16 protein-coding genes and 1 other RNA gene are annotated in these 20844 nt (G+C 37.1%); 8 read left to right on the top strand and 9 right to left on the bottom strand.

Annotated elements, in window-relative coordinates; translation table 11 throughout:
- Positions 1-55: 55 nt before the first annotated feature.
- Positions 56-532 (bottom strand): transcription elongation factor GreA, encoded by a 477-nt coding sequence (greA, locus tag ACFFHK_RS08905; protein WP_382371601.1) that lies wholly within the window; start codon positions 530-532, stop codon positions 56-58.
- 172 nt (positions 533-704) lie between these two features.
- Between greA and dacB the strand changes: the two genes are divergently transcribed.
- Complete coding sequence (gene dacB, locus ACFFHK_RS08900) at positions 705-2159, top strand: serine-type D-Ala-D-Ala carboxypeptidase (protein WP_382371720.1); 1455 nt, start codon at positions 705-707, stop codon at positions 2157-2159.
- 65 nt (positions 2160-2224) lie between these two features.
- Here dacB and purF read toward each other — a convergent pair whose 3' ends face one another.
- From purF to mdh, 4 genes are all read right to left on the bottom strand, one after another.
- Positions 2225-3742: an amidophosphoribosyltransferase gene (gene purF / locus ACFFHK_RS08895; protein ID WP_382371599.1), complete on the bottom strand. Its 1518-nt coding sequence runs from the start codon at positions 3740-3742 to the stop codon at positions 2225-2227.
- A 15-nt stretch (positions 3743-3757) separates the two neighbouring features.
- Positions 3758-4273: a CvpA family protein gene (locus ACFFHK_RS08890; RefSeq protein WP_382371597.1), complete on the bottom strand. Its 516-nt coding sequence runs from the start codon at positions 4271-4273 to the stop codon at positions 3758-3760.
- A gap of 190 nt (positions 4274-4463) precedes the next feature.
- Positions 4464-5480 carry a branched-chain amino acid aminotransferase gene (locus ACFFHK_RS08885; protein ID WP_382371595.1) on the bottom strand — a complete coding sequence of 339 codons (1017 nt, stop codon included), beginning with the start codon at positions 5478-5480 and terminating at the stop codon, positions 4464-4466.
- Positions 5481-5647: 167 nt separating this feature from the next.
- Complete coding sequence (mdh, locus tag ACFFHK_RS08880; RefSeq protein WP_382371593.1) at positions 5648-6580, bottom strand: malate dehydrogenase; 933 nt, start codon at positions 6578-6580, stop codon at positions 5648-5650.
- A gap of 236 nt (positions 6581-6816) precedes the next feature.
- On the opposite strand from mdh, the gene argR reads away from it, so the two are divergent.
- The 3 genes from argR to ycaO all read left to right on the top strand — a co-directional run bounded on the left by argR (position 6817) and on the right by ycaO (position 10184).
- The gene (argR, locus tag ACFFHK_RS08875; protein WP_382371718.1) at positions 6817-7281 is read left to right on the top strand and encodes a transcriptional regulator ArgR; all 465 of its coding nucleotides are present in this window, start codon (positions 6817-6819) and stop codon (positions 7279-7281) included.
- Positions 7282-7301: 20 nt separating this feature from the next.
- Positions 7302-8192, top strand: a complete 891-nt coding sequence (locus ACFFHK_RS08870; protein WP_382371591.1) for a TIGR01777 family oxidoreductase — start codon at positions 7302-7304, stop codon at positions 8190-8192.
- A gap of 246 nt (positions 8193-8438) precedes the next feature.
- A complete protein-coding gene (gene ycaO, locus ACFFHK_RS08865) occupies positions 8439-10184 on the top strand; it encodes a 30S ribosomal protein S12 methylthiotransferase accessory factor YcaO (protein WP_382371589.1) in 1746 nt (581 codons plus the stop codon).
- 83 nt (positions 10185-10267) lie between these two features.
- On the opposite strand, the gene guaA is transcribed toward ycaO, so the two are convergent.
- From guaA to guaB, 3 genes are all read right to left on the bottom strand, one after another.
- Positions 10268-11842, bottom strand: coding sequence for a glutamine-hydrolyzing GMP synthase (gene guaA, locus ACFFHK_RS08860; RefSeq protein WP_382371587.1), 1575 nt, complete (start codon positions 11840-11842; stop codon positions 10268-10270).
- Positions 11843-11893: 51 nt separating this feature from the next.
- Positions 11894-12565, bottom strand: coding sequence for an HAD family hydrolase (locus tag ACFFHK_RS08855; RefSeq protein ID WP_382371585.1), 672 nt, complete (start codon positions 12563-12565; stop codon positions 11894-11896).
- 92 nt (positions 12566-12657) lie between these two features.
- Entirely contained in the window at positions 12658-14127 is a 1470-nt protein-coding gene (gene guaB, locus ACFFHK_RS08850; RefSeq protein ID WP_382371583.1) for an IMP dehydrogenase, read from the bottom strand.
- Positions 14128-14327: 200 nt separating this feature from the next.
- Between guaB and ACFFHK_RS08845 the strand changes: the two genes are divergently transcribed.
- Entirely contained in the window at positions 14328-15221 is an 894-nt protein-coding gene (locus ACFFHK_RS08845) for a Dyp-type peroxidase (protein ID WP_382371581.1), read from the top strand.
- 86 nt (positions 15222-15307) lie between these two features.
- Positions 15308-15674: a transfer-messenger RNA gene (gene ssrA / locus ACFFHK_RS08840) on the top strand.
- Between the two features lie 490 nt (positions 15675-16164).
- On the opposite strand, the gene ACFFHK_RS08835 is transcribed toward ssrA, so the two are convergent.
- Positions 16165-18435: an NADP-dependent malic enzyme gene (locus ACFFHK_RS08835; RefSeq protein ID WP_382371579.1), complete on the bottom strand. Its 2271-nt coding sequence runs from the start codon at positions 18433-18435 to the stop codon at positions 16165-16167.
- 392 nt (positions 18436-18827) lie between these two features.
- Between ACFFHK_RS08835 and rsuA the strand changes: the two genes are divergently transcribed.
- Both rsuA and ACFFHK_RS08825 read left to right on the top strand, forming a co-directional pair.
- Positions 18828-19532, top strand: a complete 705-nt coding sequence (gene rsuA / locus ACFFHK_RS08830; RefSeq protein WP_382371577.1) for a 16S rRNA pseudouridine(516) synthase RsuA — start codon at positions 18828-18830, stop codon at positions 19530-19532.
- Between the two features lie 18 nt (positions 19533-19550).
- Positions 19551-20750: a Bcr/CflA family multidrug efflux MFS transporter gene (locus ACFFHK_RS08825; protein ID WP_382371575.1), complete on the top strand. Its 1200-nt coding sequence runs from the start codon at positions 19551-19553 to the stop codon at positions 20748-20750.
- Positions 20751-20844: the final 94 nt, after the last annotated feature.

Genomic DNA, 20844 nt, shown 5'->3' with positions numbered 1-20844 from the left:
CAAAAGGAAATGATATAAGTAAGAAAGGTTGCCACTATGGCAACCTTTCTTATATTTAACGATATTCCACATTAATAATATCAAATTCAACCGTACCGCCTGGTGTTACGATATTCACATTATCATCAATTTCTTTACCAATTAGCCCACGAGCAATCGGTGAATTCACTGAAATTAAGCCTTGTTTAATATCCGCTTCATCATCACCGACAATTTGATAAGTTACTTCCTCATCTGTTTCAACATTCACTAACACAACTGTTGCACCAAAAATAACTCGTCCATTATTTGTCATTTTGGTTACATCTATAATTTGTGCGTTAGCTAATTTTCCTTCAATTTCTTGAATTCTTCCCTCACAAAAGCCTTGTTGTTCCCGAGCTGCATGATATTCAGCATTTTCTTTTAAATCTCCATGTTCACGGGCTTCTGCAATCGCTTTAATAATTTCTGGACGGCGTACATTTTTTAAAAAATCAAGTTCTTCACGTAAAAGTGTCGCTCCACGTATTGTCATTGGAATTTGTTGCATTATTATGTCCTTTTTACCCTACTGTCAGTCAAAACAAAACCACACAAGATACAACTTTGTAGCTTGTGTGATCTAAAATTTAATAAATAGTGATTTACGAAATCAATAAGAGCTATTATTATTTACCGCATCGCAAAAAATATCAATATTAAAAATCTTGTCATTATTTATGATGTTCTCTAAACAAAGTTATTCTCGCTTTTATAAATATCGCGCTATCTTATTTCTTCTCTTTGTATCTTTTACCACTCATAGTTTCGCGACTATTGACGTTACGCCAATTATTAAAGAATTACCACGAGGTGCAAGCGCAACCATTGCGGCAAAAAATTTAACAACGGGACAAATAACCGCTAATTATCAAAGCGATATTTTTATGTTACCCGCTAGTACACAAAAAGTTTTTACCGCCCTCGCTGCAAAATTATTCTTGACAGACAATTTTACATTTCAAACCAGTTTACTTACGAACGGTAAAATTGAAGAAAATCGCTTAAAAGGTGATCTTATTGTTAAATTCAGTGGCGATCCAGACCTAACCAGTGGACAACTTTACACTTTACTCGCCAATTTAAAAAAACGAGGGGTTACACAAATTGATGGTAATTTAATCCTAGATACGTCTATTTTCTCTTCACATGATCGCGGTTTAGGCTGGATTTGGAATGATTTAACCATGTGTTTTAATGCACCACCTGCTGCCGTAAATATTGATAGTAATTGTTTCTCGGTCAATATTAATGCTAATGGCCCTGTTGGTAGCTTAGTCAAAGTTGATGTGCCATCACAATATCCAATCCAAATGTTTAGCCAAGTTTATATCGTTAATGATAATGAAGCAGGATATTGCCAATTTGATGTTGTTAGCAACGATAACAATCGTTATCAACTAAAAGGTTGTATTCGCCGTCAGCCAAAAAATTTCAATTTAAGCTTTGCCGTACAAGATACTGACAGTTATGCCACCGCCACTATTCAACGTATGTTAAAAAACTTAGGTATTAAGTTTAGTGGGCAAGTGCAACGCCCTTTTCAACCTCAGCAAGGAAACATCATTGCAACGCATCAATCTAAAGCATTACCTGAATTACTCAAAAAAATGATGAAACATTCTGATAACCAGATCGCTGATGCGTTATTCAGAACGATTGCTTATTATTATTATAAACGTCCAGCAACTTTCCAATTAGGCGGTATGGCAATAAGACGTATCCTAGAGAAAAATACTCATATTCGTTTTGGTAATAGTGTGATTGCTGACGGCTCAGGTCTTTCTCGCCAAAATTTGATTAGTGCCAATACTATGTTACAAACTTTAGAATTTATTGCCAAAAATGATAATAAATTAAATCTATTACAAACATTTCCGATCGCTGGCGTAGATGGCACGATTAGCGGTCGAGGATCACTAATCAGCCCACCACTAGTAAAAAATGTGATAGCTAAAACAGGTTCTTTAAAAGGTGTTTACAACCTCGCAGGTTTCATGACAAATGCACGAGGTGAGCACATTGCCTTTGTCCAATTTGTCAACGGCTATTCTACTGGTGATTTAGAAAATAAAACGAAACGTGCACCACTAGTTCGCTTTGAATCCCAGTTATATCAGTCATTATATAGTGATTAATATAGTGAAAATGCCGCTAATTAGCGGCATTCTTTTTTCCTACTTACTGGAAACAAAACTGATATTTACGCCTCACTATAAATTTCTAAATTAGTGGCTTCACTTTCTTGTTTCTTCTTGCTGCCATCGTTACGTAATGCCGCAATTTTATCCAAATATTCAGTTGTTATATCCCCTGTAATATACTCTCCAGTAAATACAGACGCATCAAAGCTTTCAATAGCTGAATTTTCTTGACGAACCGCCTCTTCTAATGCGGAAAGATCTTGAAAGATTAATTTATCTACGCCAATTAAATTTGCAATTTCTTCCGTTGTGCGATTATAGGCAATCAATTCTTGTGAAGTCGGCATATCAATACCATACACATTTGGATAACGAATTTCTGGGGCAGCAGATGCAAAATAGACTTTTTTTGCCCCCGCAGCACGTGCCATTTCAACAATTTGTTCTGAGGTTGTACCACGTACAATAGAATCATCTACCAACAAGACATTCTTACCTTTAAATTCAGAGGAAATGGTATTTAATTTCCGCCTTACTGAGTTACGACGCTGCGTTTGTCCAGGCATGATAAAAGTTCGTCCTACATAGCGATTTTTCACAAAACCTTGGCGATAAGGCTTATTTAATATATTAGCAATCCGCAATGCAATATCATTCGAAGTTTCTGGTACAGGAATAATGACATCAATTTCATCTAACACATCACTCCACTCTTGCGCAATTTTCTTACCTAGAAACTCGCCCATATGAACACGCGCAGCATAAACAGACACCCCATCAATATAGGAATCTGGACGAGCAAAATAGACAAATTCAAAAATACAAGGTGATAACTTCGCATTATCTGCACATTGTTTTGAATAAAGCTGCCCATCAAAAGTAATATAAATTGCTTCACCTGGATTAACATCACGCACAAACTCAAAACCTACCGCGTCTAATGCCACTGTTTCAGATGCAAACATATATTCTGTTTTACCTTTCTCTTCACGTTTCCCTAAAACTAAGGGGCGAATACCAAATGGATCACGAAAGGCAATCATTCCATGTCCGATCAACATTGCAACACAAGCATATCCACCACGGATATCTTTATGTGTGCGTTGAATCGCATAAAAAATATCATCTTCATCTAAATCATATTTATTAATCTGTTCGAGATGATAAGCCAAAATATTTAACAGTAATTCTGAATCTGAATTAGTGTTGACATGACGGCGTGCTGATTGAAAAAGTTTTTGTTTTAACTCCTCTGAATTGGTTAAATTCCCATTATGTACTAATGTCAAGCCATAAGGATAATTTACATAAAATGGCTGCGCTTCAGAAACACTTGAGCTTCCAGCAGTTGGATAACGAACATGCCCCAACCCCGCATTCCCTTGTAAACGGAGCATATGTTTTTGTTGAATTACATCGCTAACTAACCCATTTGCTTTTCTTAAACGGAAACGATCTTCTTCATCTACAGTTACAATCCCAGCAGCATCTTGTCCCCGATGTTGTAATACGATTAACGCATCATAAATTGATTGATTGACGCTTGAATGACCAAGAATTCCTACGATGCCGCACATTATTTTTTTCCTCTATTATGATGAAATAAATGAATCTGAATAGTTAATTAAACTTGTCTTGATAAAACTAGAATGGAGTTGTAGCTGATGAAAAAACCAATCAACCACAAAACCAAAATGTGGAATTAATTTTGATGCTTTCCACCAATCGCTCTGGCTAAAATTGGTAAAGGTATCTAGGAAAAAGAGTAACGCAGCAATAATCAATACGCCTCTTAATAAACCGAAACACGCACCTAAAACCCGATCTGTGCCTGATAACCCTGTTTTCTCAACTAATTGAGAAATCATATAATTGATTAAACTGCATACAATTAATGTTGCAATAAATAAAATAACGATAGCTGTCCCATTACGCAGGTATTCTGATTCTATTTGTTGGAAAAATGCTGCAAGATAGGGATAAAAATGACTTGATACAAAAAAGGCAACTAACCAGCTCGCTAAAGATAGGACTTCTCGAACAAATCCTCTAAATAAACTAATAATGATAGAAAAAGAAATAATACCAATAATAATATAATCAATCATTGCCAGATCTCTGTGCCATAAAACGGCGTATATTTTACAAAAAAAGATAACGTTTGCGTAGTGCTATTTATGGGGAATCTTACAATTTATAGCAAAATCATTATTTGTTGCATTCACTACACCTTATTAATGAAAAAACAGCCATAAAACGTATTTCTATGACTGCTTTCATTTTTAACCATTACATCATTTATTCAACTTTAACAATCCACCCCTCAGGCGCAGCTATATCACCAAATTGGATACCAGTTAATTCATCGTACAACGCTTTAGTAACTGGACCAACCTCTGTTTCTGAATAAAACACATGGAAATCATCACCATTTTGAATACCTCCGATTGGGCTAATTACTGCTGCTGTACCACAAGCGCCTGCTTCAGTGAAACGATCCAACTCATTAATATACACATCTCCCTCCATCGCTTTTAACCCTAAACGTTTTTCCGCCAAATAAAGTAAAGAATATTTCGTTATACTTGGCAAAATAGAAGGTGAAAATGGGGTAACAAATTCATTGTCTTTAGTGATACCAAAGAAATTTGCTGATCCAACTTCTTCAATTTTAGTATGTGTGGCGGGATCAAGATAAATACAATCACTAAAATTACGTTCATGTGCCTGATGTCCTGGTAATAAACTTGCCGCATAGTTTCCGCCAACTTTTGCTGCGCCTGTACCTTGTGGTGCAGCACGATCGTATTCAGACACAATAAAGTTTGTTGGTTTTAAACCACCTTTGAAATAAGCACCAACTGGACAGCAAAATACAATGAATAGATACTCTTTTGCAGGGTGAACACCAATATTTTCACCAACGCCAATCAATAATGGACGCAAATAAAGCGTTGCACCAGTACCATACGGCGCAACCCATTCCTCATTCGCTTTTACCACTTTTTTACAAGCATCAATAAACATTTCTACTGGAACATGAGGCATCAATAAACGATCGCAACTACGCTGCATACGTTTTGCATTTTCATCTGGGCGGAATAAATTAATTGAACCATCTTTGCAACGATACGCTTTCAAACCCTCAAAACATTGTTGTCCATAATGTAATGCTGGGGCTCCCTCATGTAAAACAAGATGATTGTCTTGTGTTAATTCTCCCTCTGACCATTTTCCATCTTTCCAATGCGCAACATAACGATAGTCAGTTTTGATATAACTAAATCCTAAATTTTTCCAATCAATATCTTTCATATTAAGCCTTCTTTAACAAGTTGTTATCAATAATTTCAACTAATCTACACCATAATGACAGCATTGCAACCCTTTCATAGGAAAGACTGAATTTTTTCTCGACAAAAAATAAAAGTGCGGTCATTTCGCCGCACTTTCATTAAGATTTTAATTAGCTATTATAAAACTTATTTCACAAAGTTTTCACCTAATTCAATGTCAGCTTTTAATGTTGGCAACATTGCTTCAACTGCTGCTTGTTCATATGCACTTAATGGACCAACTGGTAATAACTCTTCCACCCCTTCTTTACCTAAACGAACTGGTTGTGCAAAGAAACGAGCATACTTACCATCACCCTCGACATAAGTGCATTCAACGACTTTTTCACCATTTAATGCACGCACTAAAGAAAGAGCAAAACGCGCAGCCGCTTGTGCCATTGATAAGGTTGCTGAACCACCACCCGCTTTTGCATTAACCACTTCAGTACCTGCATTTTGGATACGTTTTGTTAATGGTTCAATTTCTTCTTCTTGCCAAGAAACATAATGCACTTGTGATAATAATGGCAAAATAGTTACACCTGAATGTCCGCCAATTACAGGCACTTGTACTTTACTTACATCTACATTTTTCAATTCAGCCACAAAGGTTTCTGAACGAAGTGTATCTAATGTTGTTACACCAAAAAGTTTACGTTTATCGTAAACACCCGCTTTTTTCAATACTTCAGCGGCAATCGCAACAGTTGTATTCACTGGGTTAGTAATAATACCAACACAAGCTTTTGGACAAGTCGCAGCCACTTTTTCAATTAAGTTTTTTACAATACCTGCATTGATATTGAAAAGATCTGAACGATCCATACCTGGTTTACGTGCAACACCAGCAGAAATTAGAACAACATCAGCACCTTCAAGAGCTGGCGTTGGATCTTCCCCAGCAAAACCTTTCACATTCACAGCAGTTGGAATATGACTCACATCTACCGCTACCCCTGGTGTAACAGGGGCAATATCATATAATGCTAAATCAGAACCAGCTGGTAATTGAATTTTCAATAATAGTGATAATGCTTGACCGATTCCGCCTGCCGCACCTAAAACAGCAACTTTCATTTTATACTCCTTACTAGTTATAGAAAATAATAGTGGAATTCTATGCCTCATCTCTTACTTTTTCAAATAAATAAATTCAATATTGAGAACTACTCCACATTTTCTATCAAAAGTTGAAGTTTCATATAAAAAGATACCCACTTATTCAAAGTTATGCAGTATAATTCAAATTTAATCTCTATTTCTGCATTTTTATGCAAAATTTATGCAATTCTTATCTTACTATTTTAATTGATATGGAAAATAAACAAGAAAAACTACTTTCAGCATTTAAATCTTTATTAGCAGAAGAAAAATTTAGCTCACAGGGCGAGATTGTTAATGCATTAAGCGAAATGGGTTTCGCTAATATTAATCAATCTAAAGTATCCAGAATGTTAGCAAAATTTGGTGCGGTGAGAGCAAGAAACACAAAAATGGAAATGGTCTATTGTTTACCGAATGAGTTAAGTGTACCGACCACATCAAGTCCACTAAAAAATTTAGTATTAGATATAGATCATAATCACCATTTAATTGTGATTAAAACCAGTCCTGGTGCGGCACAATTAATCGCACGTTTATTAGATTCTGTTAGTAAGGCAGAAGGGATCTTAGGGACAATCGCTGGCGATGATACCATCTTTGTTTCGCCAACTAGCGATATTGAAATCAATCAACTTATAGAGAATATTCAGGCTTTATTCAACGATTCTCTATAACGTTTACAAAGGAGAACGGTATGAATATATTAATTACTGGTGGAACAGGTTTTATCGGTAAATCACTGCTAAAACAACTCGATAATCTAGGTCATCAATTAACGCTAGTTTCTCGTTCTCCAAAAAAATATAGCGCACAAATTCCAGCCAATGTTATTACTGTATCGTCGCTAAATCATTTTAGCCATCTAGATGATTTTGATGTTGTTATTAATCTTGCTGGCGAGCCCATTTTTAATCATCGCTGGAGTGAAGCTCAAAAACAACAATTAATCACGAGTCGACTCACGACAACGCAAAAATTAGTGGATTTAATTAATCAAAGTGCTCAGCCTCCCCATACCTTTATCTCTGGTTCAGCTATCGGCTATTATGGCGATCACCCGCAATTAATGATGACCGAAAAAATGCCGGCAGCAGAAGATTTTTTAGGGCAACTTTGTAAACAATGGGAAGAGATCGCTTTGCAGGCAAATAGCCGAGTCTGCTTATTACGAACAGGTTTAGTGCTTGGTAGTTATGGCGGAGTATTAGGGAGAATTTTACCGCTTTACCGCCATTGGCTAGGAGGGCAACTGGGTGATGGTAAACAATTTTGGTCGTGGATTAGCTTACCCGATATGATCAATGCAATTATCTTTTTAATGGATAATCCAGAATGTCGAGGGGCATTCAATATGGTGTCGCCAAATCCAGTAACAAATCAAGAATTTAATCAAACCTTATCTCGGTTAATGAAACGTGCTGCCATTCTCCATATACCAAGTTTCTTACTTAAAACACTGCTTGGTGAACGATCTTGTTTACTCTTAAATAGTCAAAAAGTTTACCCTGAAAAACTACTCAAAGCAGGTTTCCAATTTGAATGTCCAACACTGGAAACAACATTAAGCAAAATCTTAAATAATTAAATAAGTTTGTTGTTTCACTCTTATGTGCACTATGGACTAGTGAAACATCAATTTCCAATATTTTAAAATAGGTAATCACTGAAATAGCTTGCGGGAGAGATACTTCTCCCGTACTATGCTATGCCGAAAATTGAACATATTCTATTAATGGTACTTTTTTCTCATTTTTTCTCGCCAAATAAGGCAATACCATTTTGTCTTAACTGAAATATGTTCCAATAATAATAACAACATAAGGATAATTTTATGACAGAACAAACTTTTATTTTAGGCAAAGATGCTGCCCTAGAAGATTCCATTGCAACCTTTCAACAAAAATTAAAGAACCTTGGTTTCAATATTGAAGAAGCTTCTTGGTTAAACCCAGTTCCTAATGTTTGGTCAGTACATATTCGTGATAAAGATTGCCCTCAATGTTTCTCCAATGGAAAAGGTGCGAGCAAAAAAGCGGCATTAGCGTCAGCGCTGGGTGAATATTTTGAACGTCTTTCAACAAATTACTTTTTTTCTGACTATTATTTAGGTAAAGCGGTTGCTGAAGGAGAATTCGTCCATTACCCAAGCGAAAAATGGTTCTCGATTGAAGATCCTAATTTGTTACCTGTGGGTATTTTAGATAATACATTATTAGATTATTTCGATCCAAACCAAGAATTAACACCTGATCTCTTAGTAGATATCCAATCAGGTAATCTTGATCGTGGTATCGTTGCCTTACCGTATGTTCGTCAATCTGACCAAAAAACAATTTATATTCCTCAAGCAATTATTAACAATTTATATGTTTCTAATGGTATGTCGGCAGGCAACACCATGTTTGAGGCACGAGTACAAGGATTATCTGAGGTCTTTGAACGTTACGTTAAAAATAAAATTATTGCTGAAGCAATTAGTTTACCGTTAATTCCGACGGAAATTTTGGATAAATATCCTTCTGTTCAAGCTTCTATTGCAAAATTAGAAGAAGAGGGCTTCCCTATTTATGCGTTTGATGCTTCTCTTGGCGGGCAATATCCTGTTATCTGTGTTGTCTTATTCAATCGCAATAATGGCACCTGTTTTGCCTCTTTTGGCGCGCACCCAAATTTTGCTGTCGCCCTAGAAAGAACCGTTACTGAATTATTACAAGGTAGAAGCCTAAAAGATCTTGATGTCTTTTCCCCACCATCATTCAACAATGAAGATGTAGCCGAACACGCTAACCTAGAAACACACTTTATTGATTCAAGTGGTTTAATTTCTTGGGATTTATTTAAGCAAGAAAGTGATTTCGAGTTTGTTCATTGGGATTTCTCTGGTTCAACCGCAGAAGAGTTCAATAATTTAATGACACTATTCCAACGTGAAGAAAAAGAAGTCTATATTATGGATTATCAACATCTTGACGTGTATGCATGCCGTATTATTGTACCTGGAATGTCTGATATTTATCCAGTTGATGACCTTATCTATGCTAATAACAATATGGGCATGGATTGGCGAGAAATTTTATTGGATCTGCCAAACTTCCATCACGATGCAGAAACATATCAAGAACTCTTAGATGAGTTAGATGAGCAAGGGATTGATGATGCAACACGAGTTCGTGAATTTATTGGTATCGTTGCACCAAAAAATACTAGCTGGCAAACCTTACGCATTGGTGAATTAAAATCTATGCTCTATTTAGCATTAGGTGATTTGGAAAATGCGTTAGAGTGGGCAACTTGGACATATCAAATGAATAGTTCAGTTTTTACTGCTGAACAAGCTAATTATTATCGAACCTTAATCAGTAGCTTAGAATTATTCTTAGATGAAAACCGTGATCCTGAACAATATCGAGCTGTGTTTGCACGAATGTATGGTGAAAAAGCAGTTGAATTTGCATGGAATGCAATTAATGGTGGTAACCCATTCTTCTTATTGCCTGCTAGTGATGAAACCCTAGCAAACTTCGCTGAACATCAAAAATTGTTGCAAGCATACCAAAAATTACAACGTGCAAAATAATCTGTAATCTGTTGTAAAAACAAAATAAAAGCCATTCATCGTTTATTTGTGAATGGCTTTTTAATTAATCTAACGTAACAAAATTATTCCCACTCTATCGTTGCTGGTGGTTTTCCGCTCACATCATAAACCACGCGGGAGATACCATCAATTTCATTGATAATCCGATTAGAGACTTTACCTAACAATTCATAAGGCAGATGCGCCCAATGAGCAGTCATAAAGTCGATTGTTTCTACTGCACGCAATGACACCACCCAATCATATTTGCGACCATCGCCCATTACGCCAACTGATTTTACAGGGAGGAATACAGTAAAGGCTTGGCTCACTTTGTGATACCAACCTGAATTATGCAATTCTTCAATAAAGATCGCATCGGCACGCCGCAATAAATCACAATATTCTTTCTTCACCTCGCCCAATACTCGTACGCCAAGCCCTGGTCCTGGGAATGGGTGGCGATAAAGCATATCGTAAGGCAAGCCTAACGCTAAACCGATTTTGCGTACTTCATCTTTGAACAACTCTTTTAACGGCTCAACTAACCCAAGTTTCATATAATCAGGTAAGCCACCGACATTATGGTGCGATTTGATCACGTGCGCTTTGCCTGTTTTACTCGCTGCAGATTCGATCACATCTGGATAAATTGTGCCTTGTGCCAACCATTTCACATTGGTGTGTTTATGCGATTCTTCATCAAACACATCAATAAAGACTTTACCAATCACTTTACGTTTTGCTTCAGGATCACTAACGCCCGCTAATTCGCCTAAGAAACGATCTTCAGCATTCACACGAGTAATATTCAAGCCAAATTTATTACCGAACATTTCCATAACTTGATCACCCTCATTCAGGCGTAATAAACCATTATCCACAAACACACAATGGAGGTTATGTCCTATCGCACGTTGTAATAATAATGCTGTAACAGAAGAATCTACCCCACCAGACAACGCAAGAATTACTTCATCATTGCCTACTTGTGCTTTAATACGTGCAACGGCATCTTCGATAATATTGTCCGCAGTCCAACGCTTTTCACATTGACAAATTCCCACCACAAAATTTTCTAATAGTGCTAACCCTTGTTTTGAGTGCGTTACTTCAGGGTGGAATTGCACACCATAAAAATGGCGAGATTCATCTGCCATTGCGGCTATCGGGCAAGATGCTGTTGCCGCGGAAATATGGAATTGTGGTGGAATTTGAGTAACTTTATCACCATGGCTCATCCAAACATCTAATAAAGCATTACCTTGTGCTGAATGGGCATCGGCTAACGCTTTAAACAAATTATCTTTAGCCAATACTTCAACTGCAGCATAACCAAATTCACGCTCAGTTGATCCCTCAACTAAGCCTCCTAACTGCATTGCCATCGTTTGCATACCATAGCAGATCCCTAATACAGGTACCCCAGCATTGAATACATATTCTGGCGCACGCGGACTTCCTGCTTCTGTGGTACTTTCTGGTCCACCTGAAAGGATAATGCCTGTTGGGCTAAATTCACGAATTTGCACTTCTGTTACGTCCCACGCCCATAATTCACAATAAACCCCAATTTCACGCACACGACGCGCGATAAGTTGTGTATATTGTGAACCAAAATCTAAAATTAAAATTTTATGTTGATGAATATTATTCATGTTGTTTCTCTAGTTAATTAAAATAATTACCGCTATATAGTTAAAATTTAGTTACTGTTGTTGATGCAATGTATTGATAATGCGTAAAATTTCATTCATATCCTTTCCCATATAATCTGCTAAAGATTGATCAATTACCATACGCTTTTCCTCATAGCCAATCACCGTTAATCCTGCTGCTTTTGCTGCTTGCATACCATAAAATGAATCTTCTATTGCAATCGCATTTTCTGCATTAACCCCTAATTGCGCTAATGTATAACGATAAATGGTTGGATCAGGTTTACTCCGCGCAAACATCTCTCCACTCACAATACAATCAAACGCGTCTTTTATACCACAAGCAGTTAAAATACGTTCAATATGTTGTTGTGAAGAGGAAGATGCCACTGCCATTTTTATCTGCTGCTGTTTGGCAAATTCAATAATACAGTTAATGTCTTGCCGAAAAATTGCACGATAATCTAGCTGCTCAAACAGGTTATCCCAAAAAAGATAATATTGTTCTCTAATTTTATCTAATGATAATGGTGAGCCAGATAATTTCTTAATCACAGCTGGAATCTCTTTTAATGATTTACCGACAACTTCTGATTGCTGCGCTAATGTAATTGGTTGATGATGTTGCTTTAAACGCTCAATAAATTCACGTTGTGCAGTAAACTCAACATATTCAGTATCAACTATCACACCGTCCATATCAAAGATAATTGCTTGTAACATCTTATTTGCCCATATTTGATAGAAATTTCTGCAATCTATAAACAAAAGAAAATACAGCCAAACTCAGTTATTAAGTTTAGCTGTATTACTCATTACCCCATACGATAGTTAGGGGCTTCTTTGGTAATGGTTACATCATGAACATGGCTTTCTTTAATCCCCGCCCCACTAATCCGCACAAATTGTGCTTTAGTGCGAAGCTCTTCAATCGTCGCGCAGCCAGTTAATCCCATACAAGAACGTAATCCACCCATTTGTTGGTGAATAATTTCTTTGAGATAGCCTTTATAAGCAATACGTCCCTCAATGCCCTCTGGCACTAATTTATCTGCAGCATTATCCGATTGGAAATAACGATCTGATGAACCTTTTGACATTGCGCCTAGTGAACCCATACCACGATAAGATTTAAAGGCTCGACCTTGATAAAGTTCAATTTCACCTGGAGCTTCTTCTGTTCCCGCTAACATTGATCCCACCATCACACAATGAGCACCAGCTGCAATCGCTTTTGCAATATCACCTGAATAGCGAATCCCACCATCAGCAATCACTGGAATACCACGATCTTTTAACGCTTCTGCGGCATCTGCAATCGCGGTAATTTGCGGTACACCAACCCCAGTTACAATACGCGTGGTACAAATTGATCCTGGTCCAATACCAATTTTCACTGCACTTGCACCTGCATCAGCTAAGGCTATCGCCCCCTCAGCAGTCGCGACATTCCCTGCAATAATTTGTAAATCTGGATATTTCGCACGAGTTTCACGTACACGCTGCAATACCCCTTCCGAATGACCGTGTGAAGAATCAATTAACAGCACATCAACACCCGCTTTAACGAGTGCATCAATACGTTCTTCATTGCCTGCCCCTGCGCCAACAGCTGCGCCGACACGCAAACGTCCGAACTCATCTTTACACGCATTTGGCTTTTGCTCTGATTTTTGGTAATCCTTTAAGGTAATCATACCTTTTAATTTGAATTGATTATCCACAACTAACACTTTTTCTACACGGTGGCTGTGCATTAAAGAAAAAATATGTTCACGATTAGCTGATTCACCATCTGTTACGGTTACTAATTTCTCTTTTGGTGTCATCACTGCGGTAACAGGAAGTGATAAATCAGAAACAAAACGGGTATCACGTCCTGTTACAATTCCTAATAAATCCCCCTCTTCTGAGGTTACTGGATAGCCTGCAAATTTATTTTTCTTCGTTAATTCCGCAACTTCTGCCAATGTGGTTGTTGGGCGCACAGTAATGGGATCATTAACAATCCCACTCTCGAATTTTTTCACTTTTCGCACACGTTCAGCTTGGCGTTCGATACTCATATTTTTATGGATAAAACCAATTCCCCCTTCTTGCGCCAAAGCTATCGCCATTTTTGCTTCTGTAACGGTATCCATGGCAGCAGATAAAATTGGAATATTTAAACGGATTTTCTGAGTTAATTGAGTTGAAAGATTTGCCGTATTTGGCAGTACGGTGGAGTGTGCTGGAACAAGAAGAACATCATCAAAAGTAAGGGCTTCTTTAATTACTCTAAGCATTGCAATATCTCTCTGTTAAATTGTGAATGAAATAAAATAGACGAAAAATATTGCGGCGGCATTATACAGAGTTTTTTTACTAATGAAAATCTATTTTAATCGAAAAAAGCAAACGATTACTTTAATAAAAAACCAGCCTCTTATCGCGTTTATTTGCGTTATAATAAGCACAACTTTAATAATAGAAAATGGAGTGTATTATGACTGCTCAAGCAGGAATTTTATTTGAACATTGTAAAGCCGCTATTTATCTTGAAGCAAAAATTGCAGATTATTCCGCGATTGCAGAGGCTTGCAAAAAAGTTGTTGCATTAACAGAATCTTTACAACAAAAACACCCAGATGCGCATTTATATAGTGTTATCGCTTTTGGTTACGAAGCTTGGCAAAACCTCTCTTCTGCCAATGATGCACAAGAACTAAAATCCTTTACCCAATTAGGCAAAGGGAATTTAGCTGCACCTGCAACCCAAAATGATTTATTAATTCATATTCTGTCTCTTCGTCATGATGTGAACTTTTCCTTAGCACAATTAATATTGAAAACATTTGAATCAGCGATTACAGTTGTCGAAGAAAATCACGGTTTCCGTTGGGTAGAAGATCGTGATCTTACAGGTTTTATTGATGGAACAGAAAACCCTGCTGGTGAAACATTACGCCGCCAAATTGGTTTGGTACAAAGTGGTATTGATCAAAATGGTAGTTATGTTTTTACTCAACGTTGGGAACATCAATTAGATAAATGGGAAAAACTCGATCAAAGCAAACAAGAACAAGTTATCGGGCGCACCAAACCTGATAGTGTTGAATTAGATGACGTTCCCCCAACCTCTCATGTTGGGCGTGTGGATTTAAAAGAAAATGGAAAAGGTTTAAAAATTTTACGCCAAAGTTTACCTTATGGCACGGCGAGTGGTAAGCACGGACTTTATTTTATCTCTTACTGTGGCACATTACATAATATTGAACAACAATTACTCAGTATGTTTGGTGAAATAGATGGTAAAACCGATCGCTTATTAGGCTTTACTAAACCAGTAACTGGTAGCTATTATTTTGCACCATCATTAGAACGCTTACTTAATTTATAAGCCATTTTTTGCTTAATTGATGGCATTCAATACAATGCTCGCTTTCTCTCATATAGATTTTTTGTTAGAATAAGCAGCGAGTTTTTGGGGCTGATCTAGGATTCGACGGGATTAGCGAAGCCCAAAGTGCATGTCGAGGTGCGGTAGGCCTCGTAAATAAACCGCAAAACAATAGTCGCAAACGACGAAAACTACGCTTTAGCAGCTTAATAACCTGCCTTAAAGCCTTATCTCCTCAGCTTCCGCTCGTAAGACGAGGGTTCAGATAAGTCATTCAAAACGAGATCGTGTGGACGCCGCTGTTTGAGGATCGAAGCACTAAATTAAATCAAACTAGCTTATTTATCGCGTGTCTGTCCGCAGTGAATAAGTGAAACTAAAGACGAGACTAAACATGTAGTACTGAAGGTAGAGGAATTTCGGACGGGGGTTCAACTCCCCCCAGCTCCACCAGATTTTCTACAACAGTGATATAACTATAATAACAAAATCAATGACTTATAGATTTAAGTATTATTTTTGTACCACTGTAATAGAACTTAAAATAATCCGCAGACGATCCGCGAAATACTGGATATTAAAAAGAGGCAATTAGCCTCTTTTTATTTAGCTGCTACCTTTACAACAAATGATCTACCGCTTTAATAAGCGTCAGTTCCTCACTGTTATTTCTGATAAAAAAGCATTATCACGTAAAGCTCAATACGCTGCACCTAAAACCTTAAAAATTACGTCATACAAACCTTCATAGCAGAAAAATGACATTTAACCGAACCTGTTTACATTTATTAGGTGTGATGTATGACGATATATAACTCCCCCGTATTTCTAATCCGTATATATCGAAATAACCAATCGAGATGCAACCACTATCATTTCACATAAAAAAATCTGCATCTAAAAATATTTAGATACAGACTTTTTATGATGCCTTACAGCTTAATTATTTCTTCTGAGCTTGTACTGCTGCAACTGCCACCATATTGATGATACGGCGGACAGAAGACACTGGCGTCAGAATATGTGCAGATTTCTTCAAGCCCATTAACATTGGACCAACAGTAATTGCTGTTGTTGTTGCACGTAATAAGTTATAACTAATTCTGGCTGATTCCATACTTGGCATAATAAGTAGGTTTGCTGCCCCTTTAATTGGGCTATCAGGCATAATATTTTTACGTAAGTTTTCTGAAAGTGCTATATCACCGTGCATTTCACCGTCAATAATTAAATCTGGGCGGCGATCTTTTACTAATTCAAGTACTTTACGCATTTTCACGGCATTTTCACTATTTGATGAGCCATAATTAGAGTTAGAAAGGAGTGCGACTTGTGGTTCAATACCAAAAGATTTTACTTCTTCAGCTGCCATTAATGTAATATCAGCTAACTCTTCTGCAGTCGGATTCTCATTCACAAAAGTATCAGAAATAAACACATTCCCTGTCGGCAATACCAAACTATTTACAGTCGCTAAAGTACGAACACCATCTGCAACACCAATAACATCTCTTAATGTTTGCAAATGCTCCCGATAAGAACCAACTAAACCACAAATAATCGCGTCAGCCTCACCTCGTTGTACTAAAATGGCAGCTATCGCAGTTTTATCCGTAATTAAACGATGTTTTGCTACTGAAGGAGTAACGCCTTTACGTTTCATAATTTCATAATATGCTTGCCAGCATTCAGTATAACGGCTATCTTGCTCATTATTTACAATTTCAAAGTCCTTATTGACTTCAATTTTCAGTCCTAATTCCTTAATACGTTGTGCAATCACATTTGGACGACCAACTAAAATTGGATAGGCAATGCCAGAACTACAAATCTCTTGCACTGCGTGTAATACACGCGGTTCTTCTCCATCAGTTAAAATAACACGTTTTTTATCCAATTTTGCTTGCGCAAAGACAGGTTTCATAAACAAGTTTGTTTTATAAACAAACTGAGTTAATTGATCGATATAAGCATTAAAGTCGGTAATTGGCTTTTGTGCAACACCTGTATCCATTGCGGCTTTCGCAACTGCTGGGGCAATTTTTACAATTAAACGCGGATCAAATGGTTTTGGAATAATATATTCTGCCCCAAAAGAGACTTCACTTTCACCATAAGCAGAAGAAACCACATCGCTTTGTTCTGCAAGTGCTAAATCAGCAATCGCTCGTACTGCTGCTAATTTCATTTCTTCATTAATCGTTGTCGCCTGTACATCTAACGCACCACGGAAAATAAATGGGAAACAAAGTACATTATTAACCTGATTAGGGAAGTCAGAACGCCCCGTACAAATAATGGCATCTGGACGTGCCGCTTTGGCAACTGGTGGTAAAATTTCTGGAACTGGGTTAGCTAACGCTAAAATCAGCGGTGTATCTGCCATCGTTTTCACCATTTCTGGTGTCAACACACCTGCTTTTGAACACCCTAAGAAAATATCTGCCCCTGGTAACGCATCAGCTAATGTCCGTGTGCCGTTATCTTCTATCGCATAGACTTGTTTGGTTTCATCGATATGATCACCTCGACCTTTATAAACCACACCTTTAGAATCACAAATCGTAATATTTTTGCGTTCAATACCTAACGCTACCATTAAATTTAAACAGGCAATCGCAGAGGCGCCTGCTCCAGAAGCAACCACTTTTACTTTTTTAATATCTTTATTCACGACGCGTAAACCATTTAATACTGCTGCTGCACAGATAATTGCCGTACCGTGTTGGTCATCATGAAAGACTGGAATTTTCATGCGCTCACGTAATTTTTTCTCAATATAAAAACATTCTGGCGCTTTAATATCTTCTAAGTTAATACCACCAAAAGTTGGTTCTAATGCTGCAATGATATCAATTAATTTATCAGGATCGTTTTCGTTTATTTCAATATCAAAGACATCAATACCAGCAAATTTCTTAAACAATACGCCTTTTCCTTCCATCACAGGCTTACCTGCTAATGCGCCGATATTCCCTAACCCCAATACCGCTGTACCATTCGAAATTACGGCAACTAAATTCCCTCTCGCCGTATATTTATATGCATTTGCAGGATCTTTTTCGATCTCTAAACAAGGTTCAGCAACTCCTGGTGAATACGCTAATGCAAGATCTTGCTGGGTTGCAAGCGATTTAGTTGGGGTAACTTCTATTTTCCCTGGAATGGGAAATTGGTGGAAATCTAATGCGGCTTGGCGTAATTTTTCGTCCATAATCTATCCTTATATATCAATTAAAGCTAATTAAACTGCGAGAAATTTATTGATATGTTACTCACGACAAAAGAGGAATGAGAAATGTTAAAAGGCAATCCACTGCTGTGTGCATAAAAACGCTGATACATATTGTCAGCGTTTCGTTCTATTCCATTAAATTACTCGCTGGCTTCACTCATTTTTTGAGCCAGAACATGGATTTTCTTTATTTTGTTTGACGTATCACTTCGTTTCCAAAAATACAAATGAAAACGTGAAAAATCCATGACTTATTATAGTTTCCTTTTTTAAGAAAGCTGTGAGCTATGCCACATTTTATAAATAATGTTAAAATAATTACTACAAATTTTCTATTATTCATACAAGTAACAATATTAAGTACATCATTTATGAAACAACGTTTAGATAAATTTTTATCCGAATATACTGGATTATCGCGTTCGCAAGCAAACAAAGTACTTCGACAAAATTTAGTCAAGGTCAATCATGAAATTGTCAAAGATGGGGCATTAAAAATTTCTACTGAGGATCTCATTGAGTTTGATGGCGAGCAACTTACTTGGGTGGTAGGCAATCAATATTTTCTATTATATAAGCCCGAAGGGTACATTTGTTCAAATGATGACAGCGAATATCCAACGGTTTACCAATTTTTTGATTATCCCTTATCTACCCGTTTACATACGGCGGGGCGTTTAGATGTTGATACGACTGGATTAGTTTTATTAACCGATGATGGACAATGGTCGCATCGCATTACTTCGCCAAAACATCATTGTGAAAAAACTTATCTTGTAACCTTAGCAGATCCTATCGAAGACTTTTACATTGAACAATGTCAACAAGGGATTCTGTTAAAAGGGGAAAAACAGGTAACGAAACCCGCTCAAATTGAAATAATTGATGATTACAATTTAAACTTAACCCTAATTGAAGGGAAATATCATCAAGTCAAACGAATGTTTGCTGCGCTTGGTAATAAAGTTATTGCTCTACATCGATGGCGCATTGGACAAATTTCATTAGATGAACATCTCACTGAGGGCGAATATCGCACTCTCACAAAAGAAGAAATTCAATCATTTTTAGAATAACAATAATAAGAGGTTTAAATGACAAAGCAAAAAGTACGCATAAATTTTCTCTTCATCTTAATTTTAGGGCTTTTGTCTATGATGCCGCCACTTGGCATTGATATGTATCTCCCTGCCTTTTTAAGTATTGCTAAAGATTTAAATGTACCCTCTAGTCAAGTGCAATATACCTTAACTATGTTTACTTTAGGTATGGGCGTAGGACAGCTAGTTTGGGGACCTATTGCGGATAGTTTAGGACGCAAACCTATTATTTTATTTGGTCTTGTGATCAGTACGATTGCTGCATTAGGTTTAACTCAAGTCAACAATATTCATCATTTCATTGGATTACGATTACTACAAGGCTTATTTGGTGCTGCCCCCGTTGTGGTATTGGGGGCTTTACTAAGAGATTTATTTAGTAAAAATGATTTTTCTAAGATGATGTCTTTAGTTACCTTAGTCATTATGGTTGCACCACTATTAGCCCCAATTATTGGCGGTTATATTGTGCAATATTTCCATTGGCATACAATTTTCTATTTTTTAGTGTTTGTGGGGCTCTGCAGTGGAACATTATTTGCTTGGCGAATCCCTGAAACCTTAGATCATGAAAAACGGCAAGCCTTCTCATTAAGAAATATTTTGCGTCAATTCTGGGCGGTTTTAAGAGTTAAAGAAGTGATTGGTTATTTAATTGTTTCCACATTTTCGTTTGCAGGATTATTTGCCTTTCTCACTTCAGGATCACTAGTTTATATTGATATTTATGGGGTAAAAGTACAACACTTTGGCTACTTTTTTATGATGAATATCATTGTCATGGCAACTTTTACTTGGGTTAATGGACGTGTGGTAGGGAAAGTTGGTGCAGAAAGAATGCTGCAATTTGGCTTAGGTATGCAAGCTACTGCAGGTCTATGGTTATTACTTGTTGCCATACTTGATCTGGGCTTCTGGGCAATGGCACTTGGTATTGCTTGGTTTATCGGCATGAACTCTACTATTGGCGCTAATGCCACAGCATTAATTTTAGAAAGATTCCCTCATACTGCTGGAACAGCAAATTCTGTTTTGGGCACATTACGTTTCGGCGGTGGCGCGGTTGTTGGTTCATTGCTAGCCTTAGTTCCTGTTACTAGCGCTATTCCTATGCTGGCAACCATGATCCTTTGCGTAATTATCGCTGTCTTGGGGTATGGGTTATTAACCTATAGAAATCTAAATCACAGCTAGCCGTGATGCAAGATAGTTTATTGTTTTATAAAAAATTATCCCGTTATTGTAACGGGATCATTCAATGATTATTGAGAATGGACAACATTTTTAG

This window comes from Gallibacterium trehalosifermentans (genome assembly GCF_042433055.1).
Classification (GTDB): domain Bacteria; phylum Pseudomonadota; class Gammaproteobacteria; order Enterobacterales; family Pasteurellaceae; genus Gallibacterium; species Gallibacterium trehalosifermentans.
This window is presented reverse-complemented; position numbering and strand designations above follow the sequence as displayed.

Excerpts from the sequence above, each read along its gene's own strand:
- rsuA (WP_382371577.1), top strand. The coding sequence starts at position 18,828 with ATGAAACAACGTTTAGATAAATTTTTATCCGAATATACTGGATTATCG.
- ycaO (WP_382371589.1), top strand. The coding sequence starts at position 8,439 with ATGACAGAACAAACTTTTATTTTAGGCAAAGATGCTGCCCTAGAAGAT.
- ACFFHK_RS08835 (WP_382371579.1), bottom strand. The coding sequence starts at position 18,435 with ATGGACGAAAAATTACGCCAAGCCGCATTAGATTTCCACCAATTTCCC.
- dacB (WP_382371720.1), top strand. The coding sequence starts at position 705 with ATGTTCTCTAAACAAAGTTATTCTCGCTTTTATAAATATCGCGCTATC.
- ACFFHK_RS08885 (WP_382371595.1), bottom strand. The coding sequence starts at position 5,480 with ATGAAAGATATTGATTGGAAAAATTTAGGATTTAGTTATATCAAAACT.
- ACFFHK_RS08855 (WP_382371585.1), bottom strand. The coding sequence starts at position 12,565 with ATGTTACAAGCAATTATCTTTGATATGGACGGTGTGATAGTTGATACT.
- ACFFHK_RS08825 (WP_382371575.1), top strand. The coding sequence starts at position 19,551 with ATGACAAAGCAAAAAGTACGCATAAATTTTCTCTTCATCTTAATTTTA.
- ACFFHK_RS08845 (WP_382371581.1), top strand. The coding sequence starts at position 14,328 with ATGACTGCTCAAGCAGGAATTTTATTTGAACATTGTAAAGCCGCTATT.
- guaB (WP_382371583.1), bottom strand. The coding sequence starts at position 14,127 with ATGCTTAGAGTAATTAAAGAAGCCCTTACTTTTGATGATGTTCTTCTT.
- purF (WP_382371599.1), bottom strand. The coding sequence starts at position 3,742 with ATGTGCGGCATCGTAGGAATTCTTGGTCATTCAAGCGTCAATCAATCA.
- argR (WP_382371718.1), top strand. The coding sequence starts at position 6,817 with ATGGAAAATAAACAAGAAAAACTACTTTCAGCATTTAAATCTTTATTA.
- guaA (WP_382371587.1), bottom strand. The coding sequence starts at position 11,842 with ATGAATAATATTCATCAACATAAAATTTTAATTTTAGATTTTGGTTCA.
- ACFFHK_RS08890 (WP_382371597.1), bottom strand. The coding sequence starts at position 4,273 with ATGATTGATTATATTATTATTGGTATTATTTCTTTTTCTATCATTATT.
- greA (WP_382371601.1), bottom strand. The coding sequence starts at position 532 with ATGCAACAAATTCCAATGACAATACGTGGAGCGACACTTTTACGTGAA.
- ACFFHK_RS08870 (WP_382371591.1), top strand. The coding sequence starts at position 7,302 with ATGAATATATTAATTACTGGTGGAACAGGTTTTATCGGTAAATCACTG.
- mdh (WP_382371593.1), bottom strand. The coding sequence starts at position 6,580 with ATGAAAGTTGCTGTTTTAGGTGCGGCAGGCGGAATCGGTCAAGCATTA.